At 71.5% G+C, this 15,435-nt stretch carries 14 protein-coding genes; 7 read left to right on the top strand and 7 right to left on the bottom strand.

Annotation, left to right across the window (positions count from 1 at the left end; translation table 11 throughout):
* The first annotated feature begins 34 nt into the window (after positions 1-34).
* From hisI to lpxB, 6 genes are read left to right on the top strand one after another with little or no spacing between them, the layout of a single operon-like run.
* A complete protein-coding gene (gene hisI, locus FHS88_RS15430; RefSeq protein WP_184486365.1) occupies positions 35-445 on the top strand; it encodes a phosphoribosyl-AMP cyclohydrolase in 411 nt (136 codons plus the stop codon).
* Complete coding sequence (locus tag FHS88_RS15425) at positions 442-1,521, top strand: CobW family GTP-binding protein (RefSeq protein WP_184486364.1); 1,080 nt, start codon at positions 442-444, stop codon at positions 1,519-1,521. The genes hisI and FHS88_RS15425 overlap by 4 nt, the downstream gene beginning before the upstream one ends.
* 32 nt (positions 1,522-1,553) lie before the next feature.
* Positions 1,554-2,501, top strand: a complete 948-nt coding sequence (locus FHS88_RS15420; protein ID WP_184486363.1) for a formylglycine-generating enzyme family protein — start codon at positions 1,554-1,556, stop codon at positions 2,499-2,501.
* A gap of 45 nt (positions 2,502-2,546) precedes the next feature.
* Positions 2,547-3,143: a GNAT family N-acetyltransferase gene (locus tag FHS88_RS15415; protein WP_184486362.1), complete on the top strand. Its 597-nt coding sequence runs from the start codon at positions 2,547-2,549 to the stop codon at positions 3,141-3,143.
* Positions 3,140-4,039, top strand: a complete 900-nt coding sequence (locus tag FHS88_RS15410; RefSeq protein ID WP_184486361.1) for a nitrilase-related carbon-nitrogen hydrolase — start codon at positions 3,140-3,142, stop codon at positions 4,037-4,039. Before FHS88_RS15415 ends, FHS88_RS15410 begins: the two co-directional genes overlap by 4 nt.
* Positions 4,036-5,187 carry a lipid-A-disaccharide synthase gene (gene lpxB / locus FHS88_RS15405; protein WP_184486360.1) on the top strand — a complete coding sequence of 384 codons (1,152 nt, stop codon included), beginning with the start codon at positions 4,036-4,038 and terminating at the stop codon, positions 5,185-5,187. The genes FHS88_RS15410 and lpxB overlap by 4 nt, the downstream gene beginning before the upstream one ends.
* Positions 5,188-5,299: 112 nt before the next feature.
* Here lpxB and FHS88_RS15400 read toward each other — a convergent pair whose 3' ends face one another.
* The 5 genes from FHS88_RS15400 to FHS88_RS15380 form a co-directional block, all read right to left on the bottom strand.
* Positions 5,300-6,073, bottom strand: a complete 774-nt coding sequence (locus tag FHS88_RS15400) for an SDR family NAD(P)-dependent oxidoreductase (protein WP_184486359.1) — start codon at positions 6,071-6,073, stop codon at positions 5,300-5,302.
* Between the two features lie 71 nt (positions 6,074-6,144).
* Positions 6,145-6,399 (bottom strand): hypothetical protein, encoded by a 255-nt coding sequence (locus tag FHS88_RS15395; protein ID WP_184486358.1) that lies wholly within the window; start codon positions 6,397-6,399, stop codon positions 6,145-6,147.
* Positions 6,400-6,426: 27 nt separating this feature from the next.
* Positions 6,427-8,154 carry a S8 family serine peptidase gene (locus FHS88_RS15390; protein WP_184486357.1) on the bottom strand — a complete coding sequence of 576 codons (1,728 nt, stop codon included), beginning with the start codon at positions 8,152-8,154 and terminating at the stop codon, positions 6,427-6,429.
* Between the two features lie 163 nt (positions 8,155-8,317).
* Positions 8,318-9,385, bottom strand: a complete 1,068-nt coding sequence (locus FHS88_RS15385) for a ketopantoate reductase family protein (protein WP_184486356.1) — start codon at positions 9,383-9,385, stop codon at positions 8,318-8,320.
* Entirely contained in the window at positions 9,382-10,341 is a 960-nt protein-coding gene (locus tag FHS88_RS15380; protein WP_184486355.1) for a Gfo/Idh/MocA family protein, read from the bottom strand. The genes FHS88_RS15385 and FHS88_RS15380 overlap by 4 nt, the downstream gene beginning before the upstream one ends.
* 346 nt (positions 10,342-10,687) lie before the next feature.
* On the opposite strand from FHS88_RS15380, the gene secD reads away from it, so the two are divergent.
* On the top strand, positions 10,688-13,255 hold the full coding sequence (secD, locus tag FHS88_RS15375; RefSeq protein WP_184486354.1) for a protein translocase subunit SecD: 2,568 nt from the start codon (positions 10,688-10,690) through the stop codon (positions 13,253-13,255).
* Positions 13,256-13,312: 57 nt separating this feature from the next.
* On the opposite strand, the gene FHS88_RS15370 is transcribed toward secD, so the two are convergent.
* Positions 13,313-14,482, bottom strand: a complete 1,170-nt coding sequence (locus FHS88_RS15370) for an iron-containing alcohol dehydrogenase (protein ID WP_184486353.1) — start codon at positions 14,480-14,482, stop codon at positions 13,313-13,315.
* Complete coding sequence (gene mmsB, locus FHS88_RS15365) at positions 14,482-15,366, bottom strand: 3-hydroxyisobutyrate dehydrogenase (RefSeq protein ID WP_184486352.1); 885 nt, start codon at positions 15,364-15,366, stop codon at positions 14,482-14,484. The genes FHS88_RS15370 and mmsB overlap by 1 nt, the downstream gene beginning before the upstream one ends.
* Positions 15,367-15,435: the final 69 nt, after the last annotated feature.

The raw sequence follows: 15,435 nt of genomic DNA, 5'->3' as shown, positions 1-15,435 counted from the left end.
TCGTCAAGCCGGTGGAACACTATATCATCGAAGCATGCAGAGCGCCGCCCCTTCCGATCCCGCCCGCCCCTTCCTCGACGCGATCCGCTTCGATGCCGCGGGCCTCGTCCCCTGCATCGCCCAGCAGCACGACACGGGCGAGGTGCTGATGATGGCCTGGATGAACGCCGAGGCGGTGGCGGAGACGCTCGCCACCGGGCGCGTCTGCTACTTCTCGCGCTCGCGCGGCGGGCTGTGGCGGAAGGGGGAGACCTCGGGCCAGCGGCAGAGGCTGGTGGAGCTGCGCCTCGACTGCGACGGCGACACGCTGCTCGCGCTCGTGGACCAGACCGGCGTCGCCTGCCACACCGGGCGGCGCTCCTGCTTCTACCGCGCGATGCGCGACGGCACGCTCGCCGAGATCGCGGCCCCTCTGGCGGACCCCAAGGCGCTCTACGGCGCATGAGGGGCACGAAGATCCCTGTCACGGTGCTGACCGGATTCCTCGGCGCCGGCAAGACGACGCTGCTGAACCGGCTGCTGAAGGCGCCGGAGATGGCCGGCACGGCGGTGCTGATCAACGAGTTCGGGGAGATCGGCCTCGATCACCTGCTGGTCGAGCGCCTCGACGAGGACACGGTGCTGCTGAACGCGGGCTGCCTCTGCTGCACCGTGCGCGGGGACCTCGTGCGCGCGCTGCGCGACCTCGCCCGGCGGGCCGAGGCCGGCCAGGAGATCCGGCGCGTGGTGGTCGAGACGACGGGCCTCGCGGACCCCGCGCCGATCCTGCAGACGCTGATGTCCGACCCGGTCGTGCTCTCGGCCTATGCGCTGGACGGCGTGGTGACTCTGGTGGATGCCGCGGCGGGCATGGCGACGCTCGACACCCAGGTCGAGGCCGTGAAGCAGGCCGCGATGGCCGACTGGATCGTGCTGAGCAAGACCGACCTCGCCCCGCCCGGGATGGCGGAAAGGCTTGACCGCCGGCTGGCCGCGCTGAACCCGCTGGCGCCGCGCATCAGGGCGGTGGCGGGCGATGTCAGCCCTTCGGCGCTGCTCGGCGCGGGCGGATCCGCGCTGGAAGGCCGCATCCCCGAGGTCGCGGCGTGGATGGCGGCGGAGGACCATCACCATCACCATCACCATCACGACCACGGCCACCACCACGACCCGAACCGCCACGACGCCGGCATCCATGCCTTCGGGCTGACCTTCGATGCGCCGCTGCCCTGGGAGGGGATCGCGACCTGGCTCGAGATGCTCGCGGTCACGCGCGGCGAATCCGTGCTGCGGGTGAAGGGCATGCTGAACATCGCGGGGGAGGAGCGGCCCGTCATCGTGCATGGCGTGCAGCACCTGTTCCATCCACCCGTCAGGATGGCGGCGTGGCCGGCCGGCCACGACCGGAAGTCGCGCATCACCTTCGTGCTCCGCAACCTGCCGAAGGAGGTTGTGGAGCGGGGCCTAGCCGCCTTCCTCGATGCAGCACGCGATGCGCCGCACGGAAGCGATGCAGGGACTACCACGCGGGCAGGCGCGTAAGTTACGGTCTTGCGCCTGAGGGGGACCCGATGATGCGGCGACTTGCCCTGTTGACCGGCTGCGTGCTCGCGCTTGCGCTCGCGGGCCAGGCCTTCGCGCAGGGCGGACAGAACCGCTTCCGCGATTGCGAGACCTGCCCGGAGATGGTCACTCTGCCCGGCGGCGCCTTCACCATGGGCGTGCCCGCCGGCGAGGAGGAGCGCGAGGGCGTGCCGCAGGACCTGCGCGGCCGCTCGCAGCCGCTGCGGCGCATCACCATCGCGCCGGGCCTCGCGATGAGCCGCACCGCGATCACGCGCGGGCAGTTCGCCGCCTTCGTCGAGAGCACCGGCCATCAGACGGGAGAGGGCTGCTGGACCTTCACCAACACCGGCGCGACCTATGAGTACGAGATGCGCCCCGGCGTGACCTGGCGCGCCCCCGGCTTCGAGCAGGACGACGAGCATCCGGTGGTCTGCGTGAACTGGGCGGATGCCGCGGCCTATGCCGCCTGGCTCTCCCGCACCACCGGCCAGATCTATCGCCTGCCGAGCGAGGCCGAGTGGGAATATGCCGCCCGCGCCGGCACGGTCTCGTCCCGCTTCTGGGGCGATTCAACCGCATCCGCCTGCGAGTTCGCGAATGTGGCGGACCTGACGATGGCCAACCGGCTGAACCTCGACCGTCGGCCGCAATTCACCTTCCGCTGCAACGACGGGCACGTCTATACCGCCCCGGTCGCGAGCTTCCGGCCCAATGCCTTCGGCCTCTTCGACATGCTCGGCAATGTCTGGCAGTGGACGGCGGACTGCCTGAATCCCTCGCTCGATGGCGTGCCCTCGGACGGCTCGCCCCGGCTGAGCGGGGATTGCGACGCCCGGCCGCTGCGCGGCGGCTCCTGGAGCCACGTGCCCTGGCATGTGCGCGCGGGCAACCGCACCCGCGGCACGGCGAACGAGCGCTACAGCTTTGTCGGCATCCGCGTGGTGCGGGACCGCTGAACCCGACCCCTTCCCGCCGGGCGCGCGGGCCCCTATGCAGCGCGCATGAATGCCGGACTTCGCTTCGAGACGCTGCGCGGGGAGACGCTGCGCGCCTGGCTGCCGCGGCTCGCCGGGCTGCGCATCGCCGTGTTCCGCGACTGGCCCTACCTCTATGACGGCGACATCGCCTACGAGGAAGGCTATCTCGCCGCCTATGCCGAAAGCCCCGGCGCGGCGGTCGTCGCGGCCATCGAGGGCGATCGGGCGGTGGGATGCGCGACCTGCCAGCCCATGGCCGAAGCCACGCCGCGGGTGCGCGAGGCCTTCCTCGCCCGCGGCATGGATCCCGCGCGCTGGTGCTATTTCGGCGAGAGCGTGCTGCTGCGCGCCTATCGCGGGCGCGGGGCCGGCGTCCGCTTCTTCGAACTGCGCGAGGCGCATGCGCGCGCGCTCGGGCTCCAGGCCGCGGCCTTCTGCGCGGTGACGCGCAACGACAACGACCCGCGCCGGCCGGCGGACTATGTGCCGCTCGACGCCTTCTGGCGGCGGCGGGGCTATGTCCGGCGCGCCGACATCTCCGTCGTCTTCGACTGGAAGGAGGTCGGCGACGACCGCGAAACGCCGCACGCGCTCGCCTTCTGGGTGAAGGACCCGCTGTGAGCGCGCCCGAGGCGCGGCCGCTCAGGCTCGGCCTGCTGCAATACGGCGTCGGGCGGCCGGCTGGGGTCGCCGACTTCGCGCGCAGGCTCGAAGCGCGGCTGGAGGAAGGGCGCGCGCAGGCCGATCTGCTCGTGCTGCCGGAATATGCCTGCGTCGAGCTCGGCGCGGCGCTGGCCGGCGGCGAGGCGACGGACGAGGCGACGGAACTCGCCGCGATGGTGGCGGCGGCGCCCGAGATCCTCGAGGCCATGCGCGCCGCCGCGCGGCGCCTCGGCATCTGGCTTCTCCCCGGCACGCTGCCGATGCGCCGGGCGGATGGCGCGGTGGTGAACCGCGCGCCGCTCATTGCGCCCGATGGCAGGATGGCGGTGCAGGAGAAGCGCGCCATGACGCGCTTCGAGGCAGAGCGCTGGGGCGTGACGCGCGGCGCCGATCCGAAGGTCTTCGACACGCCCTGGGGGCGCATCGGCATCTCGGTCTGCTACGACGTGGAGTTCCCGAAGCATGTGCGCGTGCAGGTGCAGGCGGGCGCGTGGCTGGTGCTCGCGCCCTCCTGCACGGACACGATGCACGGGTTCAACCGCGTCCGCATCGGTGCGGCGGCGCGGGCGATGGAGAACCAGTGCTACGTCGCGATCACGCCGACGGTGGGCGAGGCGCCGTGGTCCGCAGCACTCGACGTGAACCGCGGCTGCGCGGCGGTGTTCGGGCCGGTGGACCGGGGCTTCCCGGAGGATGGCGTGCTGGCGCGCGGCGCGCTCGATGCCGAGCAGTGGGTGTTCGCGACGCTCGACCCGGCGCGGATCGAGACGGTGCGCGAGCATGGCCAGGTCCGCAACCACCGCGACTGGCCGGCCGCGCCTTTCGCACCGGCCGCACCGGCGGCGTTCGCATGACGCTGGTCTATGTGGTGGCCGGGGAGGCCTCGGGCGATGTGCTCGGCGCGCGGCTGGTCGCAGCCCTGCGTCGCCGCAGGCCGGATCTCGAGTTCCGCGGCATCGGCGGGCCGCGCATGGCCGAGCAGGGTGTGACGAGCCTGTTCGACTATCGCGAACTCGCGCTGATGGGGCTGCTCGAGGTTCTGCCGCGCATCTTCCGGCTGAAGCGGCTGCTCGCGGATGCGGCGGCGGATGTGGCGCGGCAGCGTCCCGCGGTGCTGGTGACGATCGACAGCCCGGGCTTCACGCTGCGCCTCGCTGAACTCGTGCGCCCCTTCGGGCAACGCATCGTGCATTACGTCGCGCCCCAGGTCTGGGCGTGGCGGCCCGGGCGCGTGGTCAAGCTGCGGCGCAAGGTGGACCGCATCCTGTGCCTGCTGCCCTTCGAGCCGGTGTTCTTCGAGCAGGCCGGCATTCCCGTGACCTTCGTCGGCCATCCCGTGCTGGAAAGCGGCGCGGACCGGGGCGATGCGGCGCGCTTCCGCGCCGGCCACGGGCTTGGCGAGGCGGAACGGCCGGTGATCGTGATGCCCGGCAGCCGGCGGATGGAGGCCTCGCGCCTGCTGCCGGTGTTCGGCGAGGCGCTGCGCATCGCGGGCGAGCGCCTGCCGGGGCTGCGGCCGGTGGTGCCGGTCGCCCCCATCGTGGCCGAGGCGGTGCGCGGCGCAGCGCCCGGATGGCCCGCCGCGCCCATCCTGGTCGAGGGCAACGACGCCAAGCACGATGCCTTCGCAGCGGTGGCGCAATCGGGTGGGGCGGGGCTGATCAAGTCCGGCACCTCGTCGCTGGAGATGGCGGTCGCCGGCATCCCCCATGTCGTCGCCTACAAGGTGAATGCGCTGACGGCGGCGATCGTGCGGCGGCTGGTCAAGGTGCCGCACGCCTCGCTGGTCAACCTGCTGGCCGAGCGCGAGGTGGTGCCCGAGCGCCTGCAGGAAAACTGCACGCCCGAGGCGCTGGCCGAGGCGCTGCTCCGGCCGATGCTCGACCCCGCCGTGGCTGCGGCGCAGCGCGCGGGTATGGCGGAATCGCTGGCGAAGCTGCGTGCCCCCGAAGGGCTGCCGAGCGAGGCCGCCGCCGAGGCCGTGTTGCGGGAGATGCGGTAGCCCGCCCCGCGCCTCGCTCGGCGCAGCGATGCCTTGCGCGGCAGGCGCCCCGCCTCGCGCGTCTCCATGGGTTGCGATCTGCCTGCCCTGGGAAAGGCGCGAGGCGGGGCGCTCAGGGCTGCATGTGGCTGCCGCCGTCCTCGAGCCAGTTCTGCCCGGTGATGAAGGACGCGGCCTCCGAGAGCAGGAAGCAGATCAGCGGCGCGACCTCCGCCGGCTGCGCGATGCGCCCGAGCGGGATGCGCGCCAGCGTCCGTTCGCGGAAGCGGTCGGAGCGGATGGTCTCGGTCATCGGCGTCTCGACCGTGCCGAAGCCGACGCTGTTAACGCGGATCCCGTAGCGCGCCCATTCCAGCGCCGCCGTCATGGTCATGCCGAAGAGGCCGGACTTCGCCGCCGAATAGTTCACCTGCCCGATCGAGCCGCGCTTGCCGGCTGTGGAGGAGATGTTGACGATCGCCCCCGGCCGCTGCTCGCCGGCCTTGGCGCGGGCGATCATGTGCCGCCCGACCGCCTGCTGCATCAGGTGGCAGGCGGTGAGGTTCACGTCGATCACCGCCTGCCATTGCGGCAGGGTCATCTTCTCGATCATCGCGGGCCGCGTGATGCCGGCATTGTTCACGAGGCCATGGACGGCGCCGAAGCGGTGCGCGGCTTCCTCGACGATGCGGGCGCAGAAGGCCTCGTCCGTCACGTCGCCCATCAGCGCCAGGGTGCGCTCGCCCGCGAGCGCCGCGGAGACGGCGGCGAAGGTCTCCGGATTGCGCTCGACCATGACCAGGTTGCCGCCGAGGTCGAGCACGAGTTCCGAGATGGCACGGCCTATGCCCTGGCCGGTGCCGGTGACGATGACGGTGCGGCCGGTCAGTTCCATCGGGTTGCGCATGGCGTTTCCTTCCCCTTGCCCGGCCGCCATGGAAGCGCAGGCAGGGGGGCGGTGCCAGCCCCCGGCGGGGTTCAGGGGCCGAAGGGCTCGATGCGCGGATTGGAGAAGACGCCCTCGGCCGGGTCGCCACCGTGCAGGCGCGCGGCCGCCTGGCTGGCGAACTCGCTGCGCACCATCACGGTGAAGAGGCGGTCCGCCGGATCGGTCGGCACGACGCCATAGGCGGCATCGAGGGCAGAAACGGGAAGTCCGAGACGCTCGGCCGCGGCGGCGAGCGTCTCGGGGCCGGGAGGCAGGCGGAACTGCACCATGACGGTATCGGACACGCCGGCCTCCTCGTTCCGCGGCGCGGTTCAGTCGCCGCCGCCGCAGGCGCAGCCGCCGGCCCTGCGTTGCGGGGCGGGCGCAGCCGCGGCGTCGCGCCGGGCATCCTCATAGCCCATCTGCCACATCGCCGCGAGAATCTGCTCGAGGCTCGCCTCGCCCGCTTCCGCATCGCCGAGGCCCGGCAAGGGACGCGGACCGGGGATCGGACCGGGGATCGGAGCGGGAACGGGCCCCGGGATGGGGCCGGGGATCGGACCGGGAACCGGACCCGGCACCGGATTGCAGAGCTGCGGGTAGCGCCGGCAGAAGTCGATCGGCACCGGCCTGCGGCACAGATCGGGGAAGCGACGGCAGATGTCGATCGGCGGAACGATGATCTGCGGCACCACACGATCCGCCACCGCGCAGCCATTCACGACGCCGTAGCCGGTGTCGTGGTCGAAGCCGGCCGCGCCGAGATCCTCGGCGGTCGAACGGATCAGTTCCCGCATCGCATGGGGCGAGGCCGAGGGGTTGCCCGGCAGGAAGGGCTTTTTCGTGCGCGCCGCGGCGACCACGCCGGCGACCACCGGGCAGGCGGCGGAGGTGCCGCCATCCGCCGCATAGACGCCGGATCCGGCGAAATGCGTGTAGCCGGCGATGTCGGGCTTGTTCACGGACAGCCGACCCGGGCCCTTGCTCGAATACCCGACGCGCTTCTTCGTCGTGTCCACGCCCGCGACCGTCAGCACCGAGGGATGGCCGTTCGCCCCGTAGATGGTACGGTTGGTCACGCCCTGGCACCGGCCATCCGGGCAGTCGGAGCCGCAATTCCCCGCGGCGAAGAGGATGTCGGCCCCGGCCGCCTCGAGCGCTGCCACCGCGCGGTTGAACGGATGGTTCGGGTTGTCGGAGTAGTTGCGCGGGTCACCGGGCGGGAAGTCCCAGCTCGGATGGAACATGCCCCAGGAATTGTTCACGACGAGCGAGCGCGTCTCGCCCGGGCGCCGCGGGGCCTCCATGATGCGGCGCAGGTGGTCGAAGGCGCGCACCGCGTCGGACAGGAAGGCGGTGAAGGCACCAGCCCCCGAACGCAGGAGCTGGATGTCAAGCAAAGTCGCCCGCGGCGCTCCGATCAGCGCGTCGAAGGCGCACATGGTGCCGTGGCCGACCGGTGCATCGAAGGGCGTCATGCCCGCCGCGGGAGTCCAGCTCCGCCCGACATCCATCGCCGGCGTGATCCCGAGCGACGCCAGATGGTTCTTGTTGATGCCGGTATCCACGATGGCCAGCAGCACGCCGAGGCCGTTCAGCCCGCGCTCCTGCATCACGCGGGTGCAGAGGAGGTTCGCGACGTCCGCGGCATTGCCGAGCGGGGGGCTGCCCGGACAGATCAGGCAGGGCTCGATGGGCAGGTCGGCGAAGACCTGGACGACCTCGGGGCGCTTCGCCAGCGCCTCGGCGGCGGCGGCATCGCCGTCGGCCACGAGCAGCATCGTCGCATCGCCCGGCGCGGCCGAGACATCGAAGCGCGTGCTGGTGTCGAAGCCGGGCTCCATCGGATCCTGGCCCGCCACCGCCGGGAGCAGGACCGGGGCGAAGCCCGTGTCGAGCGTCGCGCCGGCCTCCTTGACGATGGCGGCCAAGTCGCGCGGCACGGCCGCCGCGGGCGCCATGGCCATGGCCGCGACCTGGGCAGGCTTGCATTCGATGATCAGCCGGCGGGGAGCATGGTCGCCCAGGTCGGCAGCCACGCGCTTCGGTGTCCGTGCCATGTCGGGCCTCCGTTTCCTCATGTGGCCTCACGGGAGTGAGGGCGGCTTGCGGCCGCGAGGCCGGGCCACGGAGACAACCTTTGCGCGAAGGCGCACAGCTCACCGTGATTGCGGTTACACGGGATTATTCACGCATTTCGCGGAATGCGTGTGCGACCGCCGGTCAGTTCAGCCGCAGCGCTCGGATCAGGTCGGGCGATGGCTGCGCCTCGCCCCGCTCGACGCGCTTCACGATCTCCGTCAGCGCGGCATTGGCCGGCGCGGCGATCCCGACCTCCCGGCCCTTGGCGACGACGAAGCCGTTGAGGAACTCGATCTCGGTGCGGCGGCCCTTCACCATGTCCTGGCCCATGGAGGCGCGATGCGCGCCGCCGCCGGGCTTCTGCGTGTCGGCAAGCCGCTGCGCGTCATAGGCGGCGCGGGCCTCGGCATCGCCCTCCCCCGCGCGGGCGATGATCTCGGGGTCGAGGTGCAGGATCTCCTCGAGCTCGTAGCCGAGGGCCTGCCCGACGCGGATCGCCTCGCTGCCCAGGCGCGCGGCGAAGGCGCGGATGGCATCGTCGGCCGTCGCGTCCTTCGCCACCATCCCGGTTGCGGCGGCGATGCCGTTGCCCATGACGTTGGCCACGAGCTTGGACCATCGCTCGCCCCAGAGATTGGTCGTGGTCAGAGCCGAATCGGAAAGTGCGAGAAGCGATGTCACCATCTCCGCCCGCGGCGTGATGCGGCCATGCGGCTCGCCGACGCGATAGACGGTGTGCGCGGCCCCCGACTTCCCGGCGGCGCGCTTCACCAGCCCCGGCGCGGCGAGTTCCACCGTGATGAGCGAGGCGATGGCGCCGAGCACGCGGCCCCAGCCGACGACGCCGGCGATCACTTCCTCGTTGATGCAGTTCTGAAGCGAGACGACATAGCCCCCGGGCGCGAGATACTGCGCGACCATCGCCGTCGCCCAGGCGGTGTCGTAGGACTTCATGCAGATGAAGGCGATGTCCACCAGGCGCTGCTTCGCGAAGGACTGCAGTTCGGTGATGTGGATGGCCTTCACCGGCACGGTGAACTCGGGCACGTCCTTCAGGTGCTGGATGGTGAGGCCGCGCGCGCGCATCGCCTCGACGTGTTCGGGCCAGGGGTCCACGAAGGTCACGTCGTGGCCGGCCTGCGCCATGTAGGCGCCGGCATAGCCGCCGACCGCCCCGGCGCCGACGATCGCGATGCGTGGTGTGCTCATGCGCTTCCTCCGGCGATCGCCGCTTCCACCGCCAGCGCGACCTTGAGCGCGCGCCGGCCGGCCGCACCGTCCACCACAACCGGCGCCCCGTCCAGGCAGGCGGCGACGAAGGCGGCCTGCTCCGCCTCCAGGCTGTCGTGGTCGGTCCAGGTGGCGCGGTCCACGCCGGAGCCTGGCATCGTCGCGACCGGCTCGGCGCCGCCCTTCCGCAGCACGGCGAGGGACCGGTCGAGGAAGTTGACGCTCATCTCCCCCTCCGTGCCGAGAACCCGGAGCCGGCGTTCCATGGCGATCGAGACGCGCGAGGCGGTCAGCACCGCCGCGCGCCCGCCCGGGAAACGGAGCCGGGCCACCGCGAAATCCGGGCGCTCGGAGGCCACCGCGGCGCCGACCGCCTCCACCGCCTCGGGATCCGCACCGGCCAGGGTCAGGACGAGGTCGATGTCGTGGATCATCAGGTCCAGCACGACGGAGACATCAAGGCTGCGCGGCCGGAACGGCGCGGCGCGCACCGCATCCCAGGACAGTGCCCGGCCGCCCGCAGGCGCGCCGACCACGGCGCGGAAGGCCGCCGAGAAGCGCTCGATATGGCCGACCTGGAGCACACGGCCCCGCGCCGCGGCGGCGGCGACCAGCGCATCGGCCTCGGCCAGCGTCGCGGCGATCGGCTTCTCGACGAAGACATGCCGCCCGGCCTGAAGGGCCGCGAGGGCGAGGTCATGGTGGAAGCGGGTCGGCGCGGCGACGATGACGGCCTCGGCCTGCGCGATGGCCTCCTCCGCCGTCAGCACGGCGGTGCCGGCCTCGGCGGCCACGGCCGCAGCACGGGCGGGGTCCGCATCCGCAAGCCCCACCAGCCGCACACGCGGATTGGCCGCCGCCTTGAGGACATGGAAGCGGCCGAAATGGCCCGCGCCGATGACGGCAAGGGCGAGTCGATGGGTGCTGGCGCTCATGCGCGGCCTTTAGCAGAGGCGTCAGGCCTTTGGAGTCGCCTGAGGCTTGAGCATGAGGCGGCCGGCTCGCCTTCCCGCGCGGCGGGCCGCCCTCTGCCCCCACCGGGCGGGCGGCGCTGACGGTTCCGGGGTATGACCGCCACGGCGAAGATTTCATTCCCTGGCATCGTGGCTGCGGCGCGCGCTGCAGGAACCGCGGCGGCGGCGGGGCGGACATGCACCGGATCGTTCCGCCGCTGCCGCGCCTTTTCCCGCCCGCCGCGCGGCCACGCGCTTGCCGGGGTTGCATCCCCCCTCCCCCCTCGCCATTGTCCGCCCGCCTGAAACCCTGGGGTTCCCTTCGCCCATGCTTCATTTCGCGCGCTGGAAGATTGCCGCGATCCTCGCGGTGCTGATCCTCGGCACGCTGGTCAGCATCCCGAACCTGATCCCGCGCGCGGCCTTCCCGGACTGGTTCCCCGTCCGGCAGGTCAATCTCGGCCTCGATCTGCGCGGCGGGTCCTACCTGCTGCTCGAGGTGGACATGAACACCGTCGTGCGGGAGCGGCTCGACGGCCTTGTGGACGGGGCACGCACGCGGCTGCGCGCGGCGAACATCCGCTACGTCAACCTCGCGACGGACGCACCGAACCGCCGCATGGGCGTGCGCGTGACCGAGCCCGGGCAGGTCCAGGCCGCCATCGCGGCGCTGCGCGAACTGTCCAATCCGGTGCAGCTCGCGACCGGGCAGAGCGTGCCCGACATCGAGGTGACGGCCGGCCCCGACGGCCAGATCTGGGCGACGCTGACCGAGGTCGGGCTGCGCGCCAAGGCCACCTCGGCGGTGGAGCAGTCCATCGAGATCGTCCGCCGCCGCGTGGACGAGACGGGCGTGGCCGAGGCGCTGATCGCGCGCCAGGGTTCGCAGCGCATCCTGGTGACGCTGCCCGGCGTCGAGGACCCGAACCGCATCAAGGAACTGCTCGGCCGCACGGCGCGCATGACCTTCCACCTTGTGGACGAGGCCGCCTCCATGGCGGCGACCCCGCCGCCGGGCGTGATGTTCCTGCCCGGCGAACGCGGCCAGGAGCGTTACGCCGTGCGCCGGCGCGTCGAGGTGGACGGCGCGAACCTTACGAATGCCCGCGCCGGGCAGGACAGCCGAACCGGCGAATGGGTGGTGAACTTCACCTTCGATTCCGTCGGCACGCGCCGCTTCGCGCAGATCACGCGCGAGAATGTCGGCCGGCCCTTCGCCGTGGTGCTGGACGAGAAGGTAATCACCGCCCCGGTGATCCGCGAACCGATCCTCGGCGGCCAAGGCCAGATCAGCGGCAACTTCACCGCGCGCAGCGCGAATGACCTCGCGGTGCTGCTGCGCGCCGGCGCCCTGCCAGCGCCGCTGACGGTGGTCGAGGAACGCACGGTCGGACCCGAACTCGGGGCGGATGCGATCCGGGCGGGCATGATCTCGCTCGCGGTCGGGACGGTCTTCGTCTTCCTTTACATGGGCCTCGCCTACGGCCTGTTCGGCTGGTTCGCCAACATCGCGCTGGTGTTCAACATCGTGCTGATGGTCGCGGTGTTGTCGCTGATGGAGGGCACGCTGACCCTGCCCGGCATCGCCGGCATCGTGCTCACGCTCGGCACCGCGCTCGACGCCAACATCCTGATCAATGAGCGCATCCGCGAGGAGGTGAAGAACGGGCGAAGTCCGATCAACGCGCTCGAGGCCGGCTACACCAAGGCCTCCGGCACGATCATGGACTCCAACCTGACCAACCTGATCGCCATGGCCTGCCTCTACGGCTTCGGGTCCGGGCCGGTGAAGGGCTTCGCCGTGACGGTGGCGATCGGCACCGTGGTCCAGATGTGGACCGCGACCGTGCTGACCCGCCTGATGGTCTCCTGGTGGTACAAGCGCACCCGGCCGAAGGAACTGCCGGTTGTGGAGCGCCCGGGGCTCACCTTCCTCCAGCGCCTTGGCCGCCCCCTGTTCCGCATCGTCCCCGACGTGACGAGGATCCCGTTCATGCGCGGCGCGCGCGCGGGGCTGATCGTCTCGGCGATCCTCTCGACGACCTCCGTCGTCATCGCCTTCCATCCGGGGCTCGAGAAGGGCATCGACTTCAAGGGCGGGATCGAGATGGAGATCCGCACGCCGGGGCCAGGAGACATCTCGGTGCTGCGCGCGGCGGCCGGCGGGCTCGGCCTCGGCGACGTGACCATCCTGCAGTTCGGCGATCCCTCGACCTTCGCCGTGCGCCTGCCGGCCCAGGGCGACGAGGGCGCGGTGCAGGTCGCGGTGAACCGCGTGCGCGGCGCGCTGGAACAGGCCGCCCCAGGCACCAGGATCCTGCGCGTGGAGGCGGTGGGCAACCGCGTTTCGGACGAGCTCTTCATGGGCGGGATGATCGCCCTCGGACTCTCCTTCGCAGCGATGCTGCTCTACATCTGGTTCCGCTTCGAATGGCAGTTCGGCATCGCCGGCGTAGCCACGCTGCTGCTCGACACCACCAAGGTCGTCGGCGTGATGGTGGTGACGGGGATCGAGTTCAACCTCACCACCGTGGCGGCCATCCTGACCATCATCGGCTTCAACGCCAACGACAAGGTCGTGGTGTTCGACCGGATGCGGGAGAACCTGCGCAAGTTCAAGACCATGCCGCTCGAGCAGCTCGTGGATCTCTCGATCAACGAGACGCTGAACCGCACCCTCGGCACCTCGATGACGCTGCTGCTCTCGGCCGTGCCGCTGGCGCTGTTCGGCGGCGATACGCTGTCCGGGTTCGCCTGGCTGATGATCGCGGGCATCATTATCGGCACCTCCTCCTCGACCTTCATCGCGGCGCCGATCGTGCTCTTCACCGGCCGAAACAGGCTGCGCCGCGGAGAGGCTGAGGCGGACGCGCCGAAAGGCGGCAAGACCGCGTAGCCGGAAAGCCCCGCGCGCATCGCATTGCGCGCGGGGCGACGCGTGCGCTGATGCCTGTCAGCCCGTCCAGGCGCGGCGATAGAGCGCGACGATCTCCTCCGCCGTGGGCACGGCCGGATTGTTGGCCGGCGAGCCGCTGGCCAATGCCTGCTCGGCCATGGTGGGCAGCAGTGCCTCCCACTTCGCCGGGTCGATGCCATAGGCCGCGGGGGTCGGCACCGCGAGGTCGCGATTGAGGTCCCGCAGTTCCTGCAGCAGCTTCGCGCCGGCGGCCTGGTCACCCTCGGCCGGGGTCGCCACACCCATTGCGCGTGCGGCCTCGGCATAGCGCGGAAGCGCGGCGTTCAGGCTGAACTCGGTCACCGCCGGCAGCAGCATGGCGTTGGAAAGCCCGTGCGGGACGTGGAAATGCGCGCCGATCGGGCGCGACATGCCATGGACCAGGGCGACGCTGCTGTTCGAGAAGGCGAGCCCCGCGAGCGTCGCCCCCTTCATCATCGCCGCGCGGGCGATGGCGTTGGCGGGCTCCCGATAGACGGTGCGCAGATTGGGCGCGATCAGGCGCATCGCGCGCAGGGCGTATTCGTCGGCCTCGTCGTTCGCGCGCTTCGACACGAAGGCCTCGAGCGCATGGGTCAGGCTGTCGATCCCGGTATCGGCGGTTGTGCGCGGCGGCACGCTGAACGTCAGTTCGAAATCCACGACGGCGGCGAGCGGCAACGCGCCGAGGCCCGCGATGAGCATCTTCTCGTCGCGCTCGGTATCGGTGATGACGGTGAAGCGCGTCGCCTCGCTGCCCGTGCCAGCGGTGGTCGGCACGCAGATGACAGGCAGGGCCGCGCGGTTGGCCTGCGCGGGCACCTTGAAGTCGCGCATCCTCGCACCCGGCGGCGCGGCGGCCAGGATCGCCATGGCCTTGGCGGTGTCCATCGGGCTGCCGCCGCCGAAACCGACCAGGCAGTCGAAGTCGCCCGCCTTCATGGCCGCCACCCCCGCCTCGACCACGGTATCGGTCGGGTCGGGCACGGTGTCGCTGAATACCGCGGGCGAGAGTCCCGCCGCACGGAGCGGCGCGAGCGCCTTCTCGACCGTGCCGGAGGAGACCATCCAGGGGTCCGTCACCACCAGCGGCTTCGACAGGCCGAACTGGCCGAGCACCTCCGCCAGCTTGCCGACGGCGCCGCCGCCGATCATCAGCAGGCGCGGCGAGACGAAACTCGTGGTCATCAGGCTTTCCCTTCGCGGATCATGGCGATGATGCCGGAGAAATCGGTGCCGCCGCCGCCCTCCTTCTCCACGAAACGCCGGTAGAGGTCGAGCGCATGGGCGCCGAAGGGCGTCACCGCGCCGGCTTCCTTCGCCGATTGCTGCGCAAGGCCGAGATCCTTCACCATCAGGGCCGCGGAGAAGCCGGGCCGGTAGCCGCGATTGGCAGGGCTTGCGGGCACCGGGCCGGGCACCGGGCAATAGGTGGTCAGCGCCCAGGACTGGGCGGAGGATTTCGAGGCCACGTCGAACAGCGCCTGGTGGCTCAGGCCGAGCTTCTCGGCGAGCACGAAGGCCTCGCAGGTCACCGCCATGGTGACCGCCAGCATCATGTTGTTGCACAGCTTCGCCGCCTGCCCGGCCCCGGCCGCGCCGCAATGGACGACGCTGCGCCCCATCGCCTCCAGCACCGGCCGCGCGCGGGCGAAGCCGGCCTCGCTGCCGCCGACCATGAAGGTCAGTGTGCCCGCCTCGGCACCCATCACGCCGCCGGAGACCGGTGCGTCCAGGAAGTCGCGCTCCCCGGCGGCCGCGGCGACCTCGCGCGCCGTGCCGACGTCGATGGTCGAGCAGTCCATCAGCAGCGCATCCGGGCGGGCGGCGGCCATCAATCCGCCCGTGCCGAGCCAGGCATCGCGGACATGGGCGCTTGCAGGCAGCATGGTCAGGACGACATCCGCATCCGCCGCGGCCTCGGCAGCGCTGGCGGCGCGGCGGGCGCCGGGCACGGCATCGAGCGCGGCCGCCATGACGTCGAACCCCGCGACCTCATGCCCGGCCTTGAGAAGATTGCGCGCCATCGGCGCGCCCATGTTGCCGAGCCCGATGAAGCCGATGCGCGCCATGCCGGTCCCTCCCCTGCGCTTGCCGTCAGCCTAGAACAGCGAGGGGCGGGGCGGAACCGCGGCCGGTGC

Origin of the sequence: Neoroseomonas alkaliterrae, from assembly GCF_014199195.1 — a bacterium.
GTDB lineage: Bacteria > Pseudomonadota > Alphaproteobacteria > Acetobacterales > Acetobacteraceae > Neoroseomonas > Neoroseomonas alkaliterrae.
The sequence above is the reverse complement of the archived record's forward strand: the minus strand, read 5'-3'. Positions and strand labels throughout refer to the sequence as shown.